This is a genomic window from Nonomuraea longicatena (genome assembly GCF_039525605.1).
GTDB classification, from domain to species: domain Bacteria; phylum Actinomycetota; class Actinomycetes; order Streptosporangiales; family Streptosporangiaceae; genus Nonomuraea; species Nonomuraea longicatena.
This window is the reverse complement of the sequence record NZ_BAAAHQ010000020.1, coordinates 39,675-55,876: the sequence shown is the minus strand read 5'-3', so window position 1 is coordinate 55,876 and position 16,202 is coordinate 39,675. Positions and strand designations below refer to the sequence as shown.

General features: G+C 71.0%; 17 protein-coding genes. 1 reads left to right on the top strand and 16 read right to left on the bottom strand.

From position 1 onward, the window contains the following. Position 1: 1 nt before the first annotated feature. The 9 genes from secD to pdxT all read right to left on the bottom strand — a co-directional run bounded on the left by secD (position 2) and on the right by pdxT (position 8,123). Positions 2-1,819: a protein translocase subunit SecD gene (gene secD, locus ABD120_RS19420; protein ID WP_343951345.1), complete on the bottom strand. Its 1,818-nt coding sequence runs from the start codon at positions 1,817-1,819 to the stop codon at positions 2-4. 44 nt (positions 1,820-1,863) lie between these two features. Then, the gene (gene yajC, locus ABD120_RS19415) at positions 1,864-2,256 is read right to left on the bottom strand and encodes a preprotein translocase subunit YajC (protein WP_343951344.1); all 393 of its coding nucleotides are present in this window, start codon (positions 2,254-2,256) and stop codon (positions 1,864-1,866) included. Positions 2,257-2,532: 276 nt separating this feature from the next. Further along, positions 2,533-3,576, bottom strand: a complete 1,044-nt coding sequence (gene ruvB / locus ABD120_RS19410) for a Holliday junction branch migration DNA helicase RuvB (protein WP_343951343.1) — start codon at positions 3,574-3,576, stop codon at positions 2,533-2,535. A 207-nt stretch (positions 3,577-3,783) separates the two neighbouring features. Continuing rightward, positions 3,784-4,404 carry a Holliday junction branch migration protein RuvA gene (gene ruvA, locus ABD120_RS19405; RefSeq protein WP_343951342.1) on the bottom strand — a complete coding sequence of 207 codons (621 nt, stop codon included), beginning with the start codon at positions 4,402-4,404 and terminating at the stop codon, positions 3,784-3,786. After that, positions 4,401-4,928: a crossover junction endodeoxyribonuclease RuvC gene (gene ruvC / locus ABD120_RS19400; RefSeq protein ID WP_343951341.1), complete on the bottom strand. Its 528-nt coding sequence runs from the start codon at positions 4,926-4,928 to the stop codon at positions 4,401-4,403. The genes ruvA and ruvC overlap by 4 nt, the downstream gene beginning before the upstream one ends. A 277-nt stretch (positions 4,929-5,205) precedes the next feature. Continuing rightward, on the bottom strand, positions 5,206-6,354 hold the full coding sequence (locus ABD120_RS19395; protein WP_343951340.1) for a GNAT family N-acetyltransferase: 1,149 nt from the start codon (positions 6,352-6,354) through the stop codon (positions 5,206-5,208). Positions 6,355-6,387: 33 nt separating this feature from the next. Further along, a complete protein-coding gene (locus ABD120_RS19390) occupies positions 6,388-6,843 on the bottom strand; it encodes a hypothetical protein (RefSeq protein WP_343951339.1) in 456 nt (151 codons plus the stop codon). Beyond that, complete coding sequence (locus ABD120_RS19385) at positions 6,843-7,595, bottom strand: YebC/PmpR family DNA-binding transcriptional regulator (RefSeq protein WP_343951338.1); 753 nt, start codon at positions 7,593-7,595, stop codon at positions 6,843-6,845. The genes ABD120_RS19390 and ABD120_RS19385 overlap by 1 nt, the downstream gene beginning before the upstream one ends. 3 nt (positions 7,596-7,598) lie before the next feature. Next, positions 7,599-8,123 (bottom strand): pyridoxal 5'-phosphate synthase glutaminase subunit PdxT, encoded by a 525-nt coding sequence (pdxT, locus tag ABD120_RS19380; protein WP_425564002.1) that lies wholly within the window; start codon positions 8,121-8,123, stop codon positions 7,599-7,601. Positions 8,124-8,367: 244 nt separating this feature from the next. Between pdxT and ABD120_RS19375 the strand changes: the two genes are divergently transcribed. Further along, complete coding sequence (locus ABD120_RS19375; RefSeq protein WP_343951336.1) at positions 8,368-9,210, top strand: alpha/beta hydrolase; 843 nt, start codon at positions 8,368-8,370, stop codon at positions 9,208-9,210. 74 nt (positions 9,211-9,284) lie between these two features. Here the strand turns inward: ABD120_RS19375 and ABD120_RS19370 are convergent, their stop codons facing one another. The 7 genes from ABD120_RS19370 to ABD120_RS19340 form a co-directional block, all read right to left on the bottom strand. Next, entirely contained in the window at positions 9,285-10,937 is a 1,653-nt protein-coding gene (locus ABD120_RS19370; RefSeq protein WP_343951335.1) for an alkaline phosphatase D family protein, read from the bottom strand. 400 nt (positions 10,938-11,337) lie between these two features. Then, positions 11,338-11,526, bottom strand: coding sequence for a hypothetical protein (locus ABD120_RS19365; RefSeq protein WP_343951334.1), 189 nt, complete (start codon positions 11,524-11,526; stop codon positions 11,338-11,340). 90 nt (positions 11,527-11,616) lie between these two features. Beyond that, positions 11,617-12,144, bottom strand: a complete 528-nt coding sequence (locus tag ABD120_RS19360) for a nucleotidyltransferase domain-containing protein (RefSeq protein WP_425564000.1) — start codon at positions 12,142-12,144, stop codon at positions 11,617-11,619. Between the two features lie 286 nt (positions 12,145-12,430). After that, positions 12,431-13,345, bottom strand: coding sequence for a pyridoxal 5'-phosphate synthase lyase subunit PdxS (pdxS, locus tag ABD120_RS19355; protein ID WP_343951333.1), 915 nt, complete (start codon positions 13,343-13,345; stop codon positions 12,431-12,433). 150 nt (positions 13,346-13,495) lie between these two features. Beyond that, a complete protein-coding gene (locus ABD120_RS19350) occupies positions 13,496-14,497 on the bottom strand; it encodes a DUF3048 domain-containing protein (RefSeq protein WP_343951332.1) in 1,002 nt (333 codons plus the stop codon). Positions 14,498-14,575: 78 nt separating this feature from the next. Then, the gene (locus tag ABD120_RS19345) at positions 14,576-15,118 is read right to left on the bottom strand and encodes a hypothetical protein (protein ID WP_343951331.1); all 543 of its coding nucleotides are present in this window, start codon (positions 15,116-15,118) and stop codon (positions 14,576-14,578) included. Between the two features lie 10 nt (positions 15,119-15,128). Further along, positions 15,129-16,199: a glycosyltransferase family 4 protein gene (locus tag ABD120_RS19340; RefSeq protein WP_343951395.1), complete on the bottom strand. Its 1,071-nt coding sequence runs from the start codon at positions 16,197-16,199 to the stop codon at positions 15,129-15,131. Positions 16,200-16,202 lie beyond the last annotated feature (3 nt).

Sequence of the window (16,202 nt, the reverse complement as noted above, 5' to 3'; positions counted from 1 at the left end):
GTCAGGCCTCCTGCGGGGTGTTGGATCGGACGGGCTCGCTCGCCATGCGCTCGGCGTCGAGGCCGGACAGCGGGTGGCCCTTGGCGAAGAACTTCAATCTCGCCAGGAGCGCGATGAACGGCTTCGTGAACAGGAACACCACCACGATGTCGATCAGCGTGGTCAGACCCATCGCGAAGGCGAACCCGGCCACACCGCCCACCGCCAGGAAGTACAGGACGACCGCGGCGATGAACATGACGGCGTCGGCGATCAGGATCGTGCGGCGAGCGCGGACCCAGGCCACCTCGACGGCCGCGCGAAGCGTCCGCCGGCCTTCCTTCATCTCATCACGAATACGTTCGAAGTACACGATGAAGGAGTCGGCGGTGATACCGATCGACACCACGAGGCCGATGATGTGCGGCAACGACAGGGCGAAGCCGCCGTTGGCGCCCAAGACCACCACCGACTGGTAGGTGATCACGGTGGCGACCCCGAGGCTCAGGACGGCGACGACGCCGAGGCCCCGGTAGTAGAGCAGGCAGTACAGCACGACCAGGGCCAGACCGATGGCGCCCGCGATGAGGCCGCCGGTCAGCTGGTCGGTGCCGAGCGTCGAGGAGACGGTCTCCACCGAGCTGCGGTTGAACTTCAGGGGCAGCGCGCCGTACTTGAGCTGGTCGGCCAGCGTCGTCGAGGTCTGCTGGTTGAACCCGCCGGTGATCTCGGCGCGACCGCCGGGGATCGGGCCCTGGATGACCGGCGCGGTGATCACCACGCCGTCGAGGACGACGGCGACCTGGTTGCGCGGCTCCTGCGAGCCGAACGCCAGCGAGGTCAGCTTGCTCCACTCGGCCGCGCCCTTGCTCTTGAAGTCGAGCTGGACGACCCAGTCGGTGCTGCCCTGGCGCACACCGGAGGTGGCGGTGTTGATGTCGGTGCCGACGACCTTGGCGACGTCGAGGACGTACTTGGCGCTGCCGTCGTCCGCACAGGCGGCGAACTGTTTGGTCGGGTCGTCGAGCGCACCCGTGCCGCGCGACTTCGGATCGGCGCAGTTGAGCGCCTGGTACTGCTTGAGCACCGCGGGATCGATGCCGTTGGTGTCGAAGGCGGGCGCCTGCTCCTGCGGCGGCGCGCTCGGCGCGCCGGACGGGCTGGCCTTGGCCCCGCCCTTGTCGTTGTTCTTGGGCGCCTGGCCGTCGGACTGGTTGTTCTTGTTGTCCTGGGGCGTCGGCGAGGTCAGCGCCGACGACAGCGCCTTGCCGGTGGGGCTGGCGGACGGCTGGGACGCGGTCTCCGTCGCCGACGGACGCGCGCTCGGCTCGCCGCTCTGGTTCTGCTTGCCGTCGCCGTTCTGCTTGGCGCCCTCAGAGGGCTTCGCGCTGCCCGAGGGGGTGGCCGACGGGCTGCCGCTCGGCACCGGCGCGTCGGTCGGCAGCACCTGCGGCGGGGCGGTCCCCTCGACGCCGAGCACCTGGCGGAAGCGCAGCTCCGCCGTGGTGCCGACCAGCTTGATGACCTCCTCCTGGCCCTTGCCCGGCACGGAGATGATGATGTTGTCGCCGGACTTGGCGACCTCCGCGTCGGAGATGCCGGTGCCGTTCACCCGCTCGCGGATGATGCTGACGGCACGGTCAAGGGACTCCTGAGGAGGGGCACCGCCATTGGGGGTCACGGGTGACAGCGTCACCGTCGTGCCACCTGCGAGGTCGAGCCCCAGCTTCGGCGTGAACGCCTTCTGCAGGAACATCGTCCCGCCCAAGGCGATGATGAGCGCCAGGAGCAACAGGAGCGTCCGCCCCGGGTTGCTGTGGCGGCTGGTCGGTCGGGCCACGGGTCGTCAGTTCTTTCGGCTCAGGGGTGTCTGTCGAAGACTGCTCAGGACCGCTTGGAGCTGGAGTCCTGGTCGTTGTCGGTGTCGGCCTTGGCGGCGTCCCCGGCGGCCGGCGTGTCGGCGCTGCCGTCCTCCGGCGAGGCGGTGGTCGCCTTCTCGTCCACGGGCTCGCCCGGCGTGATGACGCGGCCGATCGCGGCCTTCACCCAGCGGGTCTCGATGCCGGGCGCGATCTCGAGGATGACGTCCTCGTGGTCCACGGCGACCACTGTGGCGAACAGGCCGGTCGTGGTCATGACCCTCGTGCCGGGCGAGAGGGAGTTCTGCATCTTGACTGCTTCCTGCTGCCGCTTGCGCTGCGGCCGGATCAGCAGGAAGTAGAAGACCACCACCAGAAGTACCAGCGGCAGAATGCTTCCGAGCTGTCCCATATCCATTGGGGCGACCTTCCATTGTCGTACAAGAAGATGACACCGGCCTCGCGCCGGAAATTCCGTGCGTTGCGTCGGGCCGCGCCGCTCAGCCCGTCAGCCTACACAGCCAGCCAAGCCACGGAGTGTAGGCGGTTGTTGCGAAACGCGGCAACGAGGCAGCGCTTCGCCGCGCGGGGAAGTTCCCGAATTGGAACGGTTGCAACCGTTCTGTGATCGCACGCACCACCGCACTCCGTCATCTCCATCCTGACACGATCCCTGACTCCTGCGGCAGCAGGCTCACCGGTCGTCGGGGTCGCTCATCACCGCGCCGACGGCGTCGGGCGGCGGGGTCAGCCCCAGGTGGATCCATGCGGACGCCGTCGCCACCCGGCCCCGGGGGGTGCGGGCCAGCAGTCCCTGGCGCACCAGGAACGGCTCCGCCACCACTTCGACGGTCTCCGGCTCCTCTCCCACGGCCACCGCCAGTGTCGACAGCCCCACGGGTCCGCCACCGAACTTGCGCAGCAGCACCCCCAGCACCGCCCGGTCGAGACGGTCGAGGCCCTCGGCGTCCACCTCGTAGAGGTTCAGAGCGGCGGCGGCCACGTCACGGGTGATCACGCCGTCGGCCCGCACCTCGGCGAAGTCGCGCACCCGCCGCAGCAGCCGGTTGGCGATGCGGGGGGTGCCGCGCGAGCGCCGGGCGATCTCGTGGGCGCCGTCGCCCGGCAGGTGCACGCCGAGCAGGCGGGACGAGCGGTCGAGGACCAGTTCGAGCTCGGGTACGTCGTAGAAGTCCATGTGGGCGGTGAAGCCGAACCGGTCGCGCAGCGGCGCGGGCAGCAGTCCGGCCCTGGTGGTGGCGCCGACGAGGGTGAACGGGGCGATGTCCAGCGGGATCGCGGTCGCTCCCGGCCCCTTGCCGACGACGATGTCGACGCGGAAGTCCTCCATCGCGAGGTAGAGCATCTCCTCGGCGGGACGGGCCATCCGGTGGATCTCGTCGATGAACAGGACCTCGCCCTCCGACAGCGTCGACAGGATGGCGGCGAGGTCTCCGGCGCGTTCGAGGGCGGGACCGGAGGTGATGCGCAGCGGGGCGCCCAGCTCGGCCGCGACGATCATCGCCAGGGTGGTCTTGCCGAGACCGGGTGAACCGCTCATCAGGACGTGGTCCGGCGGAAGCTCGCGTCTCATCGCGCTCTCCAGCACCAGCGACAACTGCTCGCGCACCCGCGCCTGGCCGATGAACTCCGCCAGCCGCTTGGGCCGCAGCGCCGCCTCGATCTGGAGCTCGTCGCCCTCGGCACCGGGCGCGACCAGGTCACGCTCCAGGCTCACTCCGCCACCTCCCCGCCGTCGTGATTCCGGAGCATCGCACAGCCCGGCCGTCCGCGCCGCCACCGCAGCCGACCGCCCCGCCGACATCACAGCGCCGCCACCACAGCGCCGCCGCCCCGCCGACGCGACCGGGCCACGCCTCGGAGCGACCCGGAACGATCATGGTAGCGGCTCTTCGCGACGGCCTCGCGACAGGCGCGTGGGCGTTCATCGCACGCTCAGCGCTCTCAGCGCCGCCTTCAGCATCGCGGCGACCTGGGGCTGGCGTCCTGCGGCGAGTTCGGCGTCGGCCTCGGGACGCAGCAGGGCCACGGCCTCGTCGGCGTCCCTGGCCGAGTAACCGAGTCCGACCAGGCCCGAGTGGACCTGGTCGCGCCACGGCTGCGGTGCGGAGGTGCCGACGATCGCCGCGTTGACGACCTCCTCCGGGGTGCCGAGGCGGTCCTTGAGTTCGAGGACGATGCGCTGGGCGCCCTTCTGCCCGATGCCCGGGACCTGGGTGAGCGCCTTGAGGTCGGCCGCCGCGACCGCCACACGCAGGGCGTTGGGAGTGTGGACGGCGAGCATCGCCAAGGCCAGCTTGGGGCCCACGCCGCTGGCCGTCTGCAGCATCTCGAACACGGTGCGCTCGTCGTCGCTGCCGAAGCCGAACAGCGTCAGCGACTCCTCGCGCACCACCAGCGAGGTCGCCAGCCTGGCCGGGTCGCCGACCCGCAGCGATGCCAGCGTGCCGGGCGTGCAGTGGACCAGGATGCCCACCCCGCCGACCTCCACGACCGCGCCGTCGGGCGCGATCGCCGTCACCTTCCCCGCCACCGACGCGATCACCTGGCACGTCCTCTCGTCGCCTTGGCCAGCGCGCTGGCCAGCCGTTGCTGGTTGCCGCCGCGCCAGACGTGGCAGATCGCCAGCGCCAGCGCGTCGGCGGCGTCGGCGGGCTTCGGCATCTCCTTCAGCCGCAGCAGCCTGGTCACCATACTGCCCACCTGCGCCTTGTCGGCGGTGCCGCTCCCGCAGATCGCGGCCTTGGCCTCGGAGGGGGTGTAGAGGGACACCGGCAGGCCCCGGCGGGCCGCGCACAGGATCGCGACGCCGGAGGCCTGCGCGGTGCCGATGACGGTCTGCGTGTTGTGCTGGCTGAAGACCCGCTCGACCGCGACGGCCTCCGGGCGCACGGTGTCGAGCCAGTGTTCGAGACCGGCTTCCAGGGCGACGAGGCGGTCGGGCAGCGGATCGTCGGCGCCGGTGCGGACGACCCCCACGGCGATCAGTTCCAGCGGCACACCCGTTCTGCCCACGACGGCGCCCACGCCGCACCGGGTCAGGCCGGGATCGACACCCATCACCCGCACAGGCCGCCCCTCCAGATTGAGAACACCAGTTCGCACCGCACTCTATCGCTCCCCGCCCGCCCGCGCCCGCCCTTCGCGCCACCGGCGCCTTGCCCGGCGACAGGTCCCCGGCCGTACCTGGCCGAAACCTCGGATACGGGCCAGCCCCATACCGGCACGGCGTGGAGAGGCACGACCTGGAGACGGTCGGCTCGCGGCGGCGATATGAGGCTGGGCCGTAGCAAAGCGTGTTAGAAGAGCCAGAACATAACCGGGCGCACCGGAGACGGACAGGGCCTCAGAAGTACTGGAGCATGTACGGGCGCGCGGAGAAGATCGTGTCCAGGGCCGCGTCGGAGGCGTCCGGGCCGGTCAGCAGGCCCGACAGGCGCAGCGTCGCCGTCGGCACTCCCGCGTACAGCGCCGCCAGGCCGCCCGCGCCCACCCGCGTCCCCTCACCGGAGGCCGCCTCGACGCGCCCGGCGCCGTCCGCGACCGTGAGCCGCCACGTCCCCGCGTTGCCCGGCAGGATCGCGTCCTCGACCTCCAGCAGGACCTCGGCGCGCACCTGCGCCGGGTACCCCCGCCGCTCGATCGCGGCGGGCAGGTCGACGACCCGGAGCATCCACCGCGTCTGCCTCACCGTCTCCTTGGTGCGCTCCTCCAGCGACCACAGCACGGGGTCGTCCGGTGCGACCGCCGCGAACACCGTCTGGGCCACCGACGAGGCGGACCCGATGAGCGACCACAGCGCCCGCGACGTCGCCTCCGACGCCGCCACGACGCTGTCGACCTCGAGGTCGCCGCCGTCCCAGCGGTAGACGGCGTACCCGTCGTCGGCCACGTACCGGAAGTCGTTCGCCTGGGCCAGCAGCAGCCGCCAGGTGCGCTCGTCCCACGTGATCGGCCCGCTGGCCCGGGTGCGGGCGTGCACCCGGGCGATGACCCGCAGCAGCTCCGGCGCGTCGTCGGGCCCCATCCGCCGCAGTTCGACCGGCACCCCGGGACGGAGGGTCCGCAGCCGCTCGGCGGGGATGCCGACCACGTTCTGCGCCCCCGCGTGCTCGTACCCGACGGCGCGGTAGAGCGGCGACGTGGCCGGGTACAGCGCCGAGACCGCGTCACCGAGTTCGGCCGCCCTGCCGAGCACGGCGGTCATGAGCCGCTTGGCGACACCCCGCCCTCGGTCCTCGGGGTTCACGGTCACCCCGGCGACCCCCGCCATGGGCTGCGGGCGCCCGTGCCACCACTGCGTGAAAGGGCGCAGGCGGGCGGCGGCCATGAGGCGGTCGCCGTCGAACGCGCCGAGGTAGCGGCCCTCGACGGCGACGGGGGCGAACACCCGGCGCCACGCCTCCTGGTCGGCCGGCGAGAGCGGGCCGAACGAGCGCCAGCGCAGGTCGAGGACGTCGTCGAAGTCGTCGGGCGTCAGATCGCGAATCTCCACACTCACCACCTTCGCATCAGACACAACCGGTTTTCAGCCCAGCGCCAGGCAGAGCACCCCGAGCGCGCCCGTGAGCAGGCCGACGCCCGCGCGCAGCGGCGCGGGCTGGGTGCCGCCCACCGTCCAGGCCCCGAGCGCGAGGAAGGCGGGGTAGAACACGATCGCGCCCATCGGGACGACGAAGAAGGCGGCCATCGTGCCCGCCTCGTCCGTGAACAGACTCGTCACACCGATGATCGACAGCGCCGCGAGCACACCCGCGATCAGGGCGGCCAGCAGCGACCTCGCCTCGCGGACGGACCACACGTGGACCACGACCGCCGCGATCGCGCCCATCGGCCACATGGGCACGACCAGGAAGTAGCTCCAGCCCGCGCCGGAGTCCGGGTCGGCCGACAGCGCCATCATGAACAGCGTGACCGCGAGCAGGCTGACGATCGAACCGCAGATCAGCCCGGCTCGCGCCGCGGAGAGAACCGGGGAACGCACTAGGCGTCCAGCTTCTCCATGATCTCATCGGAGACGTCGAAGTTGGCGAACACGTTCTGGACGTCGTCGCTGTCCTCCAGCGCGTCGATGAGGCGGAACACCTTGCGGGCGCCCTCCTCGTCGAGGGGGACGTTCAGGGTCGGCAGGAAGCCGGACTCGGCGGAGTCGTAGTCGATGCCCGCCTCCTGCAGCGCCTTGCGCACCGGCACCAGGTCACCGGCCTCCGAGACGACCTCGAACGCCTCACCCAGGTCGTTGACCTCTTCGGCGCCGGCGTCGAGGACCGCCGTGAGCACGTCGTCCTCGCTGAGCCCGTTCTTCGGGACGATGACGACGCCCTTGCGGTTGAACATGTACGACACCGAGCCGGGGTCGGCCAGCGAGCCGCCGTTGCGCGACAGCGCGACGCGGACCTCGGAGGCGGCGCGGTTGCGGTTGTCGGTGAGGCACTCGATGAGCACCGCGACCCCGCCTGGGGCGTACCCCTCGTACATGATCGTCTGCCAGTCGGCGCCACCCGCTTCGAGGCCGCCGCCACGCTTGCGGGCGCGCTCGATGTTGTCGTTGGGCACCGAGTTCTTCTTCGCCTTGAAGATGGCGTCGAACAGGGTCGGGTTGGCGTCGGGGTCCGGGCCGCCGGTCCTGGCCGCCACCTCGATGTTCTTGATGAGCTTGGCGAACAGCTTGCCGCGCTTGGCGTCGAGCGCGGCCTTCTTGTGCTTCGTCGTCGCCCATTTGGAGTGGCCGGACATGACCTAGAGCTCCTTCACCATCTGTACGAAGTATTCGTGCACGCGTGTGTCGCCGGTCAGCTCGGGGTGGAACGACGTGGCGAGCAGCGGCCCCTGACGGACCGCGACGATCCTATCCCCCGGCGGCGCCGTAGCCAGCACTTCTACCTCCGGACCCACCGATTCCACCCAGGGCGCGCGAATGAACACGGCGTGGACCTGGGTGCCGACGAAATCGAGGTCGGCCTCGAAGGAGTCCACCTGGCGGCCGAACGCGTTGCGCCGTACGACCATGTCGATGCCGCCGATGGTCTGCTGGCCGTCGATGCCGTCCTGGATGCGGTCGGCCAGCATGATCATCCCGGCGCAGGAGCCGTACGCGGGCATGCCGTCCTTGATCCGTATCCGCAGGGGGTCGAGCAGGTCGAAGACGTCGGCGAGTTTCCACATCGTGGTCGACTCCCCGCCGGGGACGACCAGCGCGTCGACCGCCTCCAGCTCCGCCGGCCTGCGGACGGCCGTGGCCGTCGCGCCCGCCGCCTCCAGCATCGCGACATGCTCGCGCACGTCTCCTTGGAGCGCGAGTACACCGATCGTCGGCACGCGAATCCTTCCTCCCCGGTGGGTGTTTGCCCCCAATTCAACACCAAGCCCGAAATGACTCTTCCCTCCCCTGTACGGCCGGTCTCGGCGGCAGTACCGGAGTACTACCTCGGGGGGAGCCGGGCACCGCTTCGGGTTCCATCCTGAGACCGACGCGGGCAAGCGTCACGATCGCATAACGTCGGGTCTCATGCGCCGCCTCCTCCTCGCCACCTTGATCACCCTTGTCCTCGCGGGCGGGAGCTGCCTGCCGGGCACCACACCGCTCACGCTCCCGCCGATGACCGCGTCCGCACTCGCCCAGCGGTACACCGACAACGGCCCCGAGCGGCAGTGGATGGCGATCGACCGCATGGGCGACGGGCGGGCGATCGAGGTCATCGGCGACCTGGCGGCGGCGGAGAAGGTGATCGTGTACGTCCCGGGCACCGGGTACGGGCTGTCCGACTTCACGAGTTCCGCCGTCTCGCCGGGCGGGGCGGCCAGAGCGCTGTACGGACAGGCCATGGCGCTCAGCCCGGGCGAGAGGGTGGCGGTGATCGGGTGGCTCGGGTACGACCCGCCGGAGATGACCGACCCGAGCGTCATCACCACCTATCCGGCGATCAAGGGGGCCAGGGCGCTGCGCACCCTCGTGGCCGCGCTCGACGGCAAGCAGCGCGTCGCCCTCGTGTGTCACAGCTACGGCTCCGTGGTGTGCGGGAAGGCCGCCCCCGGGCTGCCGGTCGCCGACATCGTCGCGCTCGGCAGCCCGGGGATGGGTGTGGACACGCTGGCCGAGCTGGAGACCTCCGCCCGTGTGTGGGCGAGCCTGTCGCGCTCGGACAACGTGCTCAGGCCGGGGGTGAGGTTCGGCCCGATCGGCTTCGGCACCGACCCGTCGGAGCCGGGCTTCGGGGCCCGCGTGTTCGACGGCGGCGCGGGCGGTCACAACGACTACCTCCGGGCGGGGCCCGTCCTGGCCTACATCACCGGCGTCGCCCTGTACGGCGCCCCGCCCTCGGCACCGGCCGTCGCGTCCCGGCCGAGCTGACCGTGCCGAGCCGACCGTCCCGAGCTGACCGTCCCGGGCCGACCGTCCCGGGCCGACCTTGCCCACCGCCGTGTCTACGGCCGATCGGTCTCCAAGCGGACGGTCTCCTCCACGGTGATCTCGTCGCGCGCGTGGACGGACGGGTCCAGCGGGCGGAGGTAGGTCTGCTTGACCCCGGGCACCCGGTCCTCGACGACGAACCTCGCCCGTGTGTGCACACCCGCCCCCGGGACCTGCACCTGCGGCACGACCCGGAAGTCCGCCGTCATCAGGTCACGCTCGATCTTCGTCAGCACGTACCCGCGCTGGTTGTTGTAGAACCTCAGGTGCGGGTTGATCCGCAGGAACGGGTGCGTGGCGGGGTCTGAGTCCCTGCCGTCGCCGCCCGTGCTGACGGAGCTGGTCACCAGTTCGGCGCCCACGCTGGGCCCGGTCGGGTCGTCGTAGTCGAGTTTGAGGTCGGCGGCCCAGTGGGCGTGGACGTCGCCCGTGAGGACGACCGGGTTGCGGACCCCGGCGTCGATCCAGCCTTGCGTGATGCGACTCCGGGAGGCGGCGTACCCGTCCCAGGCGTCCTGGGAGGTGACTTTGACCGGTCCGGCGTTGTTGTCGCGCTGGGCGAAGAAGACCTGCTGGCCGAGGATGTCCCACTGGGCGCTTGACCTGCGGAAACCGTCGAGGAGCCAGGCTTCCTGCGCGGCGCCGGTGATGGAGCGGGCCGGGTCGCTCGCGGCCGGGCAGTCGCGGTAGCCGTCGCCGCAGCCCTGGTCGTCGCGGTACTGCCGGGTGTCCAGCATATGGAAGGTGGCCAGGCGGCCCCACCGCACGCGCCGGTACAGCTGCAGGTCGATGCCGCGCGGGATCGACGTGCGACGCAGCGGCATGTTCTCGTAGTAGGCGCGGAAGGCGGCCTCGCGGCGGCCGAGGAAACCCGGCTGCGGGATCTCGGGCTTCTCCGGGACGTCGTCGGCCCAGTTGTTGTCGAGTTCGTGGTCGTCCCACACGACGAGCCAGGGCGCGGCGGCGTGGGCGGCCTGGAGGTCGGGGTCGCTCTTGTACTGGGCGTGCCGCTGCCGGTAGCCGGCGAGCGTCTCGGTCTCGGGGCCCTCGTGGTGGCGGACGTTGCCGCCGGGGATGACATAGGTGTCGCGCGTGTACTCGTACTGGTAGTCGCCGAGGTGGAGGACGACGTCCGGGTGGTCTTCGGCCATGCGGCGGTATGAAGTGAAGTAGCCGTGTTCGTACTGAGCGCAGGAGACGAACGCCATCGTGAGGGCGCCGCCGTACGCGAGGGGGTGGGGGGTGGTTCTGGTGCGGCCGAGAGGCGAGAGGTGGCGTCCGGTCTTGAAGCGGTACCAGTACTCGCGGTCCGGGGCGAGACCTTCGACCTCGACGTGGACGCTGTGCCCCCATTCGGGCCGGGCGCGGGCGACGCCGGTGCGGACGACGTGGCGGGCGTGCTCGTCGGCGTAGACCTGCCATTGGACGGTGAAGGGGCGGGAGGGCATGCCGCCGAGGCCGTCCTCGGCCATCGGGTGGGTGGCGAGGCGGGTCCAGATGACGAATCCGGCGTGGTCGGGGTCGCCGCTGGCGACGCCGAGTGTGAACGGGGTGGTGGCTAAGTCGCGGCTGCGGGTGTCGGCGGTGGCGGGGCTCGCGGGGAGGCCGGCGGCGGCTCCTGCGGCCAGGCCGGTGATGAGGAAGTGGCGACGGTTGACGTTTCGCACGGCTGCGGCTCCCTGTCGTTCAAGGGGTGAACGCCCGCCAGCCTGACCGAGGGTCATGACCGACGGATGAACGCCACCTAACATGATCAAGACGACATATGCCTAGATGTCAGCTTTTCAGGGACAAAGCCAGCGAGCGTCAACTTTAGGTTGACCACATCAGGCCGTCAACCTAAGGTTGACGAATGCGTGCATGGGCTCTGAAGCTGGCGATCGCGGTCCTGATCGCCGGCCTGCTGGCAGCGACCCTGTGGTGAGCCGCCCTCCTCGTCTACGCCCCGGCGCCGCCCGGCGGCAACGCGCCGCACCGGACTGAGGTCAAGCCATTGCTCCGCATCGGCGGCACCGCACCGGACTGCGGCCGGGCCATTGCTCCGCAACGGCCCACACCACCCCTCCGTCACGGCCCGGCCGCCCTGCCCGCCACCCGCCGCCCCGCGCCGACGACCTCCAGGGGCACGCTCCTGGAGGCGGCCACACCCCGCCGTGACGCCGCCCCCTTGCCCCGGGGACCGGCCGCGCGCGGCCGCCGTACGGACGGCGCCGGACCCCGCCGTCCCCCAGCGGAGGTGCCGCCGCTCTTGACCACGACGATCGGTTTGCGGCCGGCGGGGCGCCTGGCCAGGCGCCCCGCCGCGCGGCGCCGAACCCCGAGCGGGCGGCACCGGGGACCGTCGCCTCAGAGATACCTGCGGTAATCCTCCGGAATCGCCAGCCCGAACCGCTCGCACAACGCCGACACGTCCGCCCAGTCGTCGTCGTCGACCGCGTACCCGGTGTGGAACCGCACCAGCCACTCGGGGGCGACGCACGCCACCTCCCGCCCGCCCACCAGCCCTCGGCCGGTCAGCGCCGGGGCCGGGTACACGTCGCCGTTCTCCGGCGGCCCGAGGACGCCGTGGCCGTTCCCGTCGAGGACGATGACGTGGAAGTCGACCTGATGGCCCGCCGCGTCCCCGAGGACGAAGTTCCACGGGCAGGTGTCGTCGCGCTCGACCGGGCCGTACCCGCGCTCGCGCAGCGCGGACTCGGCGGTCGGCAGGTCCTTCTCCTCCAGGACGATGTCCAGGTCGGCGTGCGGCCGCGTCTGCGCTCCCAGGCAGGCGTCCACCGCCCATCCTCCGTCGAGCCAGATATGGACGCCCAGCCCCTCCATCAAGTCAAGAAATTTCAGGACATCATCCGCTGTCGTCTCAGGTTTGATCACATCGACCAGTCTGGCGCCCGCCCACCCGCCGGCCCAGTCGTTTTCGGCCCGGACGGGGCTCCCCGCGAAGCCGCCGCCCAGGTGGACGCGCACCGCCGACGGCTCAGGACGGGACCCTGGTCGCCCGCGACCCTACGGCAACGCCTCAGGCCGCTTACATGGCCGAAAACAACGGATGCCCGGCCGTCGGGACGGCCGGGCATCCGCGAAGACCGGGTTTCCTACCAGCCGGGCATCCACAGAAGTCCGGATTCCCTACCAGCCGGGCATCGGCTGAGATCGCTTCCTACCAGCCGCGCTCGGCCAGGCGGTGGGGCTGCGGGATCTCCTCGACGTTGATACCGACCATGGCCTCGCCCAGTCCCCGAGAGACCTTGGCGACCACGTCGGGGTCGTCGTGGAACGTGGTGGCCTTGACGATGGCCGCCGCCCGCTTGGCCGGGTCGCCCGACTTGAAGATGCCGGACCCGACGAACACGCCCTCGGCCCCGAGCTGCATCATCATGGCCGCGTCCGCCGGAGTCGCGATGCCGCCCGCGGTGAACATCACGACCGGCAGCTTGCCCGCCTTGGCGACCTCGGCCACCAGGTCGTACGGCGCCTGCAGTTCCTTGGCCGCGACGTACAGCTCGTCCTCGGGCAGCGACGACAGCCGCTTGAGCTCGCCCCGGATGGTGCGCATGTGGGTGACGGCGTTGGAGACGTCGCCGGTGCCGGCCTCGCCCTTGGAGCGGATCATGGCGGCGCCCTCGGTGATGCGGCGCAGGGCCTCGCCGAGATTGGTGGCACCGCAGACGAACGGCACGGCGAAGCCGAACTTGTCGATGTGGTTGGTGTAGTCGGCCGGGGTCAGCACCTCGGACTCGTCGATGTAGTCGACGCCGAGCGACTGGAGCACCTGGGCCTCGACGAAGTGGCCGATGCGGGCCTTGGCCATGACCGGGATCGAGACGGCCGCGATGATGCCGTCGATCATGTCGGGGTCGCTCATCCGGGACACGCCGCCCTGGGCGCGGATGTCGGCGGGCACGCGTTCGAGTGCCATGACGGCGACCGCTCCGGCGTCCTCGGCGATCTTCGCCTGCTCCGGGGTGACGACGTCCATGATGACGCCGCCCTTGAGCATCTCGGCCATGCCTCGCTTGACGCGGGCCGTTCCGGTGACGGGTGTGGTTTCGGGCGTGCTGCTGGACACGGTCATCCTCACGGGCTCTCGGGGCTGTCCGCCTGCCGGGTTTCGGGCGGACACGACGGGCTCACCTCTGCGGTAAGTTATCAACCCCATCGTAGGTCCTGGAGCACCCCTCCCCCGACATGCCAGCATGTCAGGATTTATGGCGGCTTTTGTACGTCACGGAGTGACCGGTGTCCGACTCGCCAGCGCGACCCACACCTGACCTGGGGCGAAGTTCATCGGCTCGCCCTCGGGTGTCGTGAACGTGGTGCCGGAATCCTCCGACTTGCGCTCCCACCTGGCCCGGTAGCCCTTGCCGTCGCGCAGCACGATCGCCGAGCCCTTGCCGACGGTGCGCACCAGCGGCGTGTAGCTCTGGTTCTTGTCGTGGAACTGCGACCGCTCGGTCTTCGTGTACTGGATGACCACCGTCGAGGCGCTCAGCTGGCCGCCTTCGGCCGCCATGTTCTTCTTTCCGTCCTGCCAGATCAGCCACTCCTTGTCCGCCTCCTCCCAGGCGAAGGTGAGACGGGCCGCCGGCCACCGTACGGTCCAGGACTTCTTCTCGACGCCGCCGGTCTCGGGCGCGTCTCCGAAGGTGAAGCCGATGTCCTTGGCCTTGGACGCCTTGGGCGCCGCCGACAGCAGCTTCTTGGTGTCGGCGAACAGGTTGTACGGCGCCACGCGGCCGGGCTGGCGGAAGTAGGCGGCGCCGTTCCTGGTGTCGCCCACGTCGAACAGCGACGCCTGGGCGATGAGCGGCAGCATCTTGGTCTGCGCACCGGAGTAGGCGAAGGCGGGCTTGCCGAACTGCGGCGCCAGGTGCAGGTCGGAGACGCGGGCGCTGCGCACCGGGCCGACCTTGGCCGGGATCTTGGAGGAGAAGATCGCCATGAGCCGGGTCAGCCCGGCCTCGACCTGCTTGACGTACACGATGTCGGCGCTCTTCAGGCCCATCTGCGGCTTGCCCGCACCGGTGTTCTCGATCTTCACGGCGAGGACCGGCTTGCGATCGGCGTCGGGCAGGCCGGTGAAGGGGTGGCCCTCCTCCGGCTCCTCCGCGACGGGCGACTGGCTGCCCGACGTCTGCGGCTGGGCGGGCGGCGGCGGCTTCTCCTCCGAGGAGCAGGCCGCCACGGGCAGCAGGACCGCCGCTCCAGCCAGCGTGACTGTGATCATCCGCGGTAGTCGCACGTGCCCCACTCCTCGCCTTGCTCGCGAAAACGGGAGAAGCTTACCGGGGAATAACAAATCCGGTCATTCAGTTGCCATACTCTTCGGCGGATCATCGTCGATCTCGAAAAACTGCGGAAATTCCGTGTGACCCGCCAGCCGGAGCGTCCTGGCCAGCCAGCGGCGCTGCGCCACCCGGGTGGCGGCCACCGCGTTGTTGTGGAAACGGCGGGAGTAGACCACCTTGGCGACGGCCTCGTCGACTTCCTCCAGCAGTTCGGCGCCGCCCGGCGCCTCGGACAGCCGCTCGCGGAAACGCTCCTGGTCGAGCGCGGCCCGCAGGGTGCGCGACAGGTCGCTCTCCGCGTGCTCGCGCTCCTCCGGACCGGCGATCCTGGCCTCGTGGGCCGCCGCCGCCAGCACCAGGGAGGTGGCCGGGTCGAGCAGCCGCGAGCCCGCCAGCAGCAGCACCACCGAGCGGCGGCGCATCAGCGCCGCCTCCAGCGACTCCTGGGCCAGTTCCAGCCGGATGTGCAGGCGGTCGAGCCGGCCCGCCCGCCACGAGACGTAGACGGCGGCGAGCACCACGAGGATGCCCGTCACCAGCACGATCACGGTCGAGGTCACGCCACACCCCTCACAACGCGTCTTCCTCCACGCCGCCGGCGCCCGCCATGACCGTCTCGTAGACGCGCATCACGTCGCGGGCCACCGTGGACCAGTCGTACTTGCGCACCGCGACGCGCGCCGCCGAGGCGAGTTTGACCCGCCGCTCGGGGGCGTCGAGCAGGGCGCGGGCCTCGCGGGCCAGGGAGTCGGGGTCGCCGTTGGCGAACAGCGCGCCCGCCTGCCCCTCGTCCAGCACCCGGCGGAAGGCCGGGATGTCGCTGGCGAGCACGGTCGCGCCGGCGGCCATCGCCTCGGCCAGCACGATGCCGAAGCTCTCACCCCGGGTGTTGGGTGCGCAGAAGACGTCGACGGAGTGGTAGACGCGGATCTTGTCGGCCTCGCTCACCATGCCCAGCAGCGTGACGCGATCGCGCAGCTCCTTGGGGATCTTGGCCTCGCCCGGCCCGGCGACCAGCAGCTTCACGCCGGGCAGCCGCTTGAGCGCCTCCAGCAGGATCGGCAGTCCCTTGCGTTCCTCGTCGAGGCGGCCGAGAAAGCCGATCGTGGCGCCGTCGGGGCCCCAGCCGTCGAGCGGCCCGGCCTCCCCGGCGTACCTGGCGACGGTGACGCCGTTGGGGATCAAGACGGCGTCGCCGCCGAACTGCTCGACCAGGCTCTTGCGGGCGGCGTCGGAGACGCAGATGCGGCCGTGCAGCTTCTCCAGGGCGCTGCGCAGCAGCGGCTCGGCCACCGCGATGGCCCGCGAACGGGTGAAGGAGGCGTGGAAAGTGGCCACGATCGGGCCCCTGGCCGCCCAGCAGGCAAGCACGCCGAGGCTCGGGATGAGCGGCTCGTGGATGTGCAGGACGTCGAACCCGCCGTCGCGGATCCAGCGCCGCACCCGCGCCGCCGAGATGAAGCCGAACGACATCCGCGCCACCGACCCGTTGTACGGGACGGGGACGGCCCAGCCCGCGCCCGTCACGTACGCCGGCAGTTCGGCGTCGTCGCCGGCGGGCGCGATGACGGAGACCGTGTGCCCCTGCGCGATGAGCGCCTGCGCCAGGTCGTCGATGTGCTGCTTGACCCCGCCCGGCATGTC

Bases quoted from the DNA above. Each gene is read 5' to 3' on its own strand.
- yajC (WP_343951344.1), bottom strand. From the start codon at position 2,256: ATGGATATGGGACAGCTCGGAAGCATTCTGCCGCTGGTACTTCTGGTG.
- ABD120_RS19385 (WP_343951338.1), bottom strand. From the start codon at position 7,595: ATGTCCGGCCACTCCAAATGGGCGACGACGAAGCACAAGAAGGCCGCG.
- pdxT (WP_425564002.1), bottom strand. From the start codon at position 8,123: ATGCTGGAGGCGGCGGGCGCGACGGCCACGGCCGTCCGCAGGCCGGCG.
- ABD120_RS19375 (WP_343951336.1), top strand. From the start codon at position 8,368: ATGCGCCGCCTCCTCCTCGCCACCTTGATCACCCTTGTCCTCGCGGGC.
- pdxS (WP_343951333.1), bottom strand. From the start codon at position 13,345: ATGACCGTGTCCAGCAGCACGCCCGAAACCACACCCGTCACCGGAACG.
- ABD120_RS19350 (WP_343951332.1), bottom strand. From the start codon at position 14,497: ATGATCACAGTCACGCTGGCTGGAGCGGCGGTCCTGCTGCCCGTGGCG.
- ABD120_RS19340 (WP_343951395.1), bottom strand. From the start codon at position 16,199: ATGCCGGGCGGGGTCAAGCAGCACATCGACGACCTGGCGCAGGCGCTC.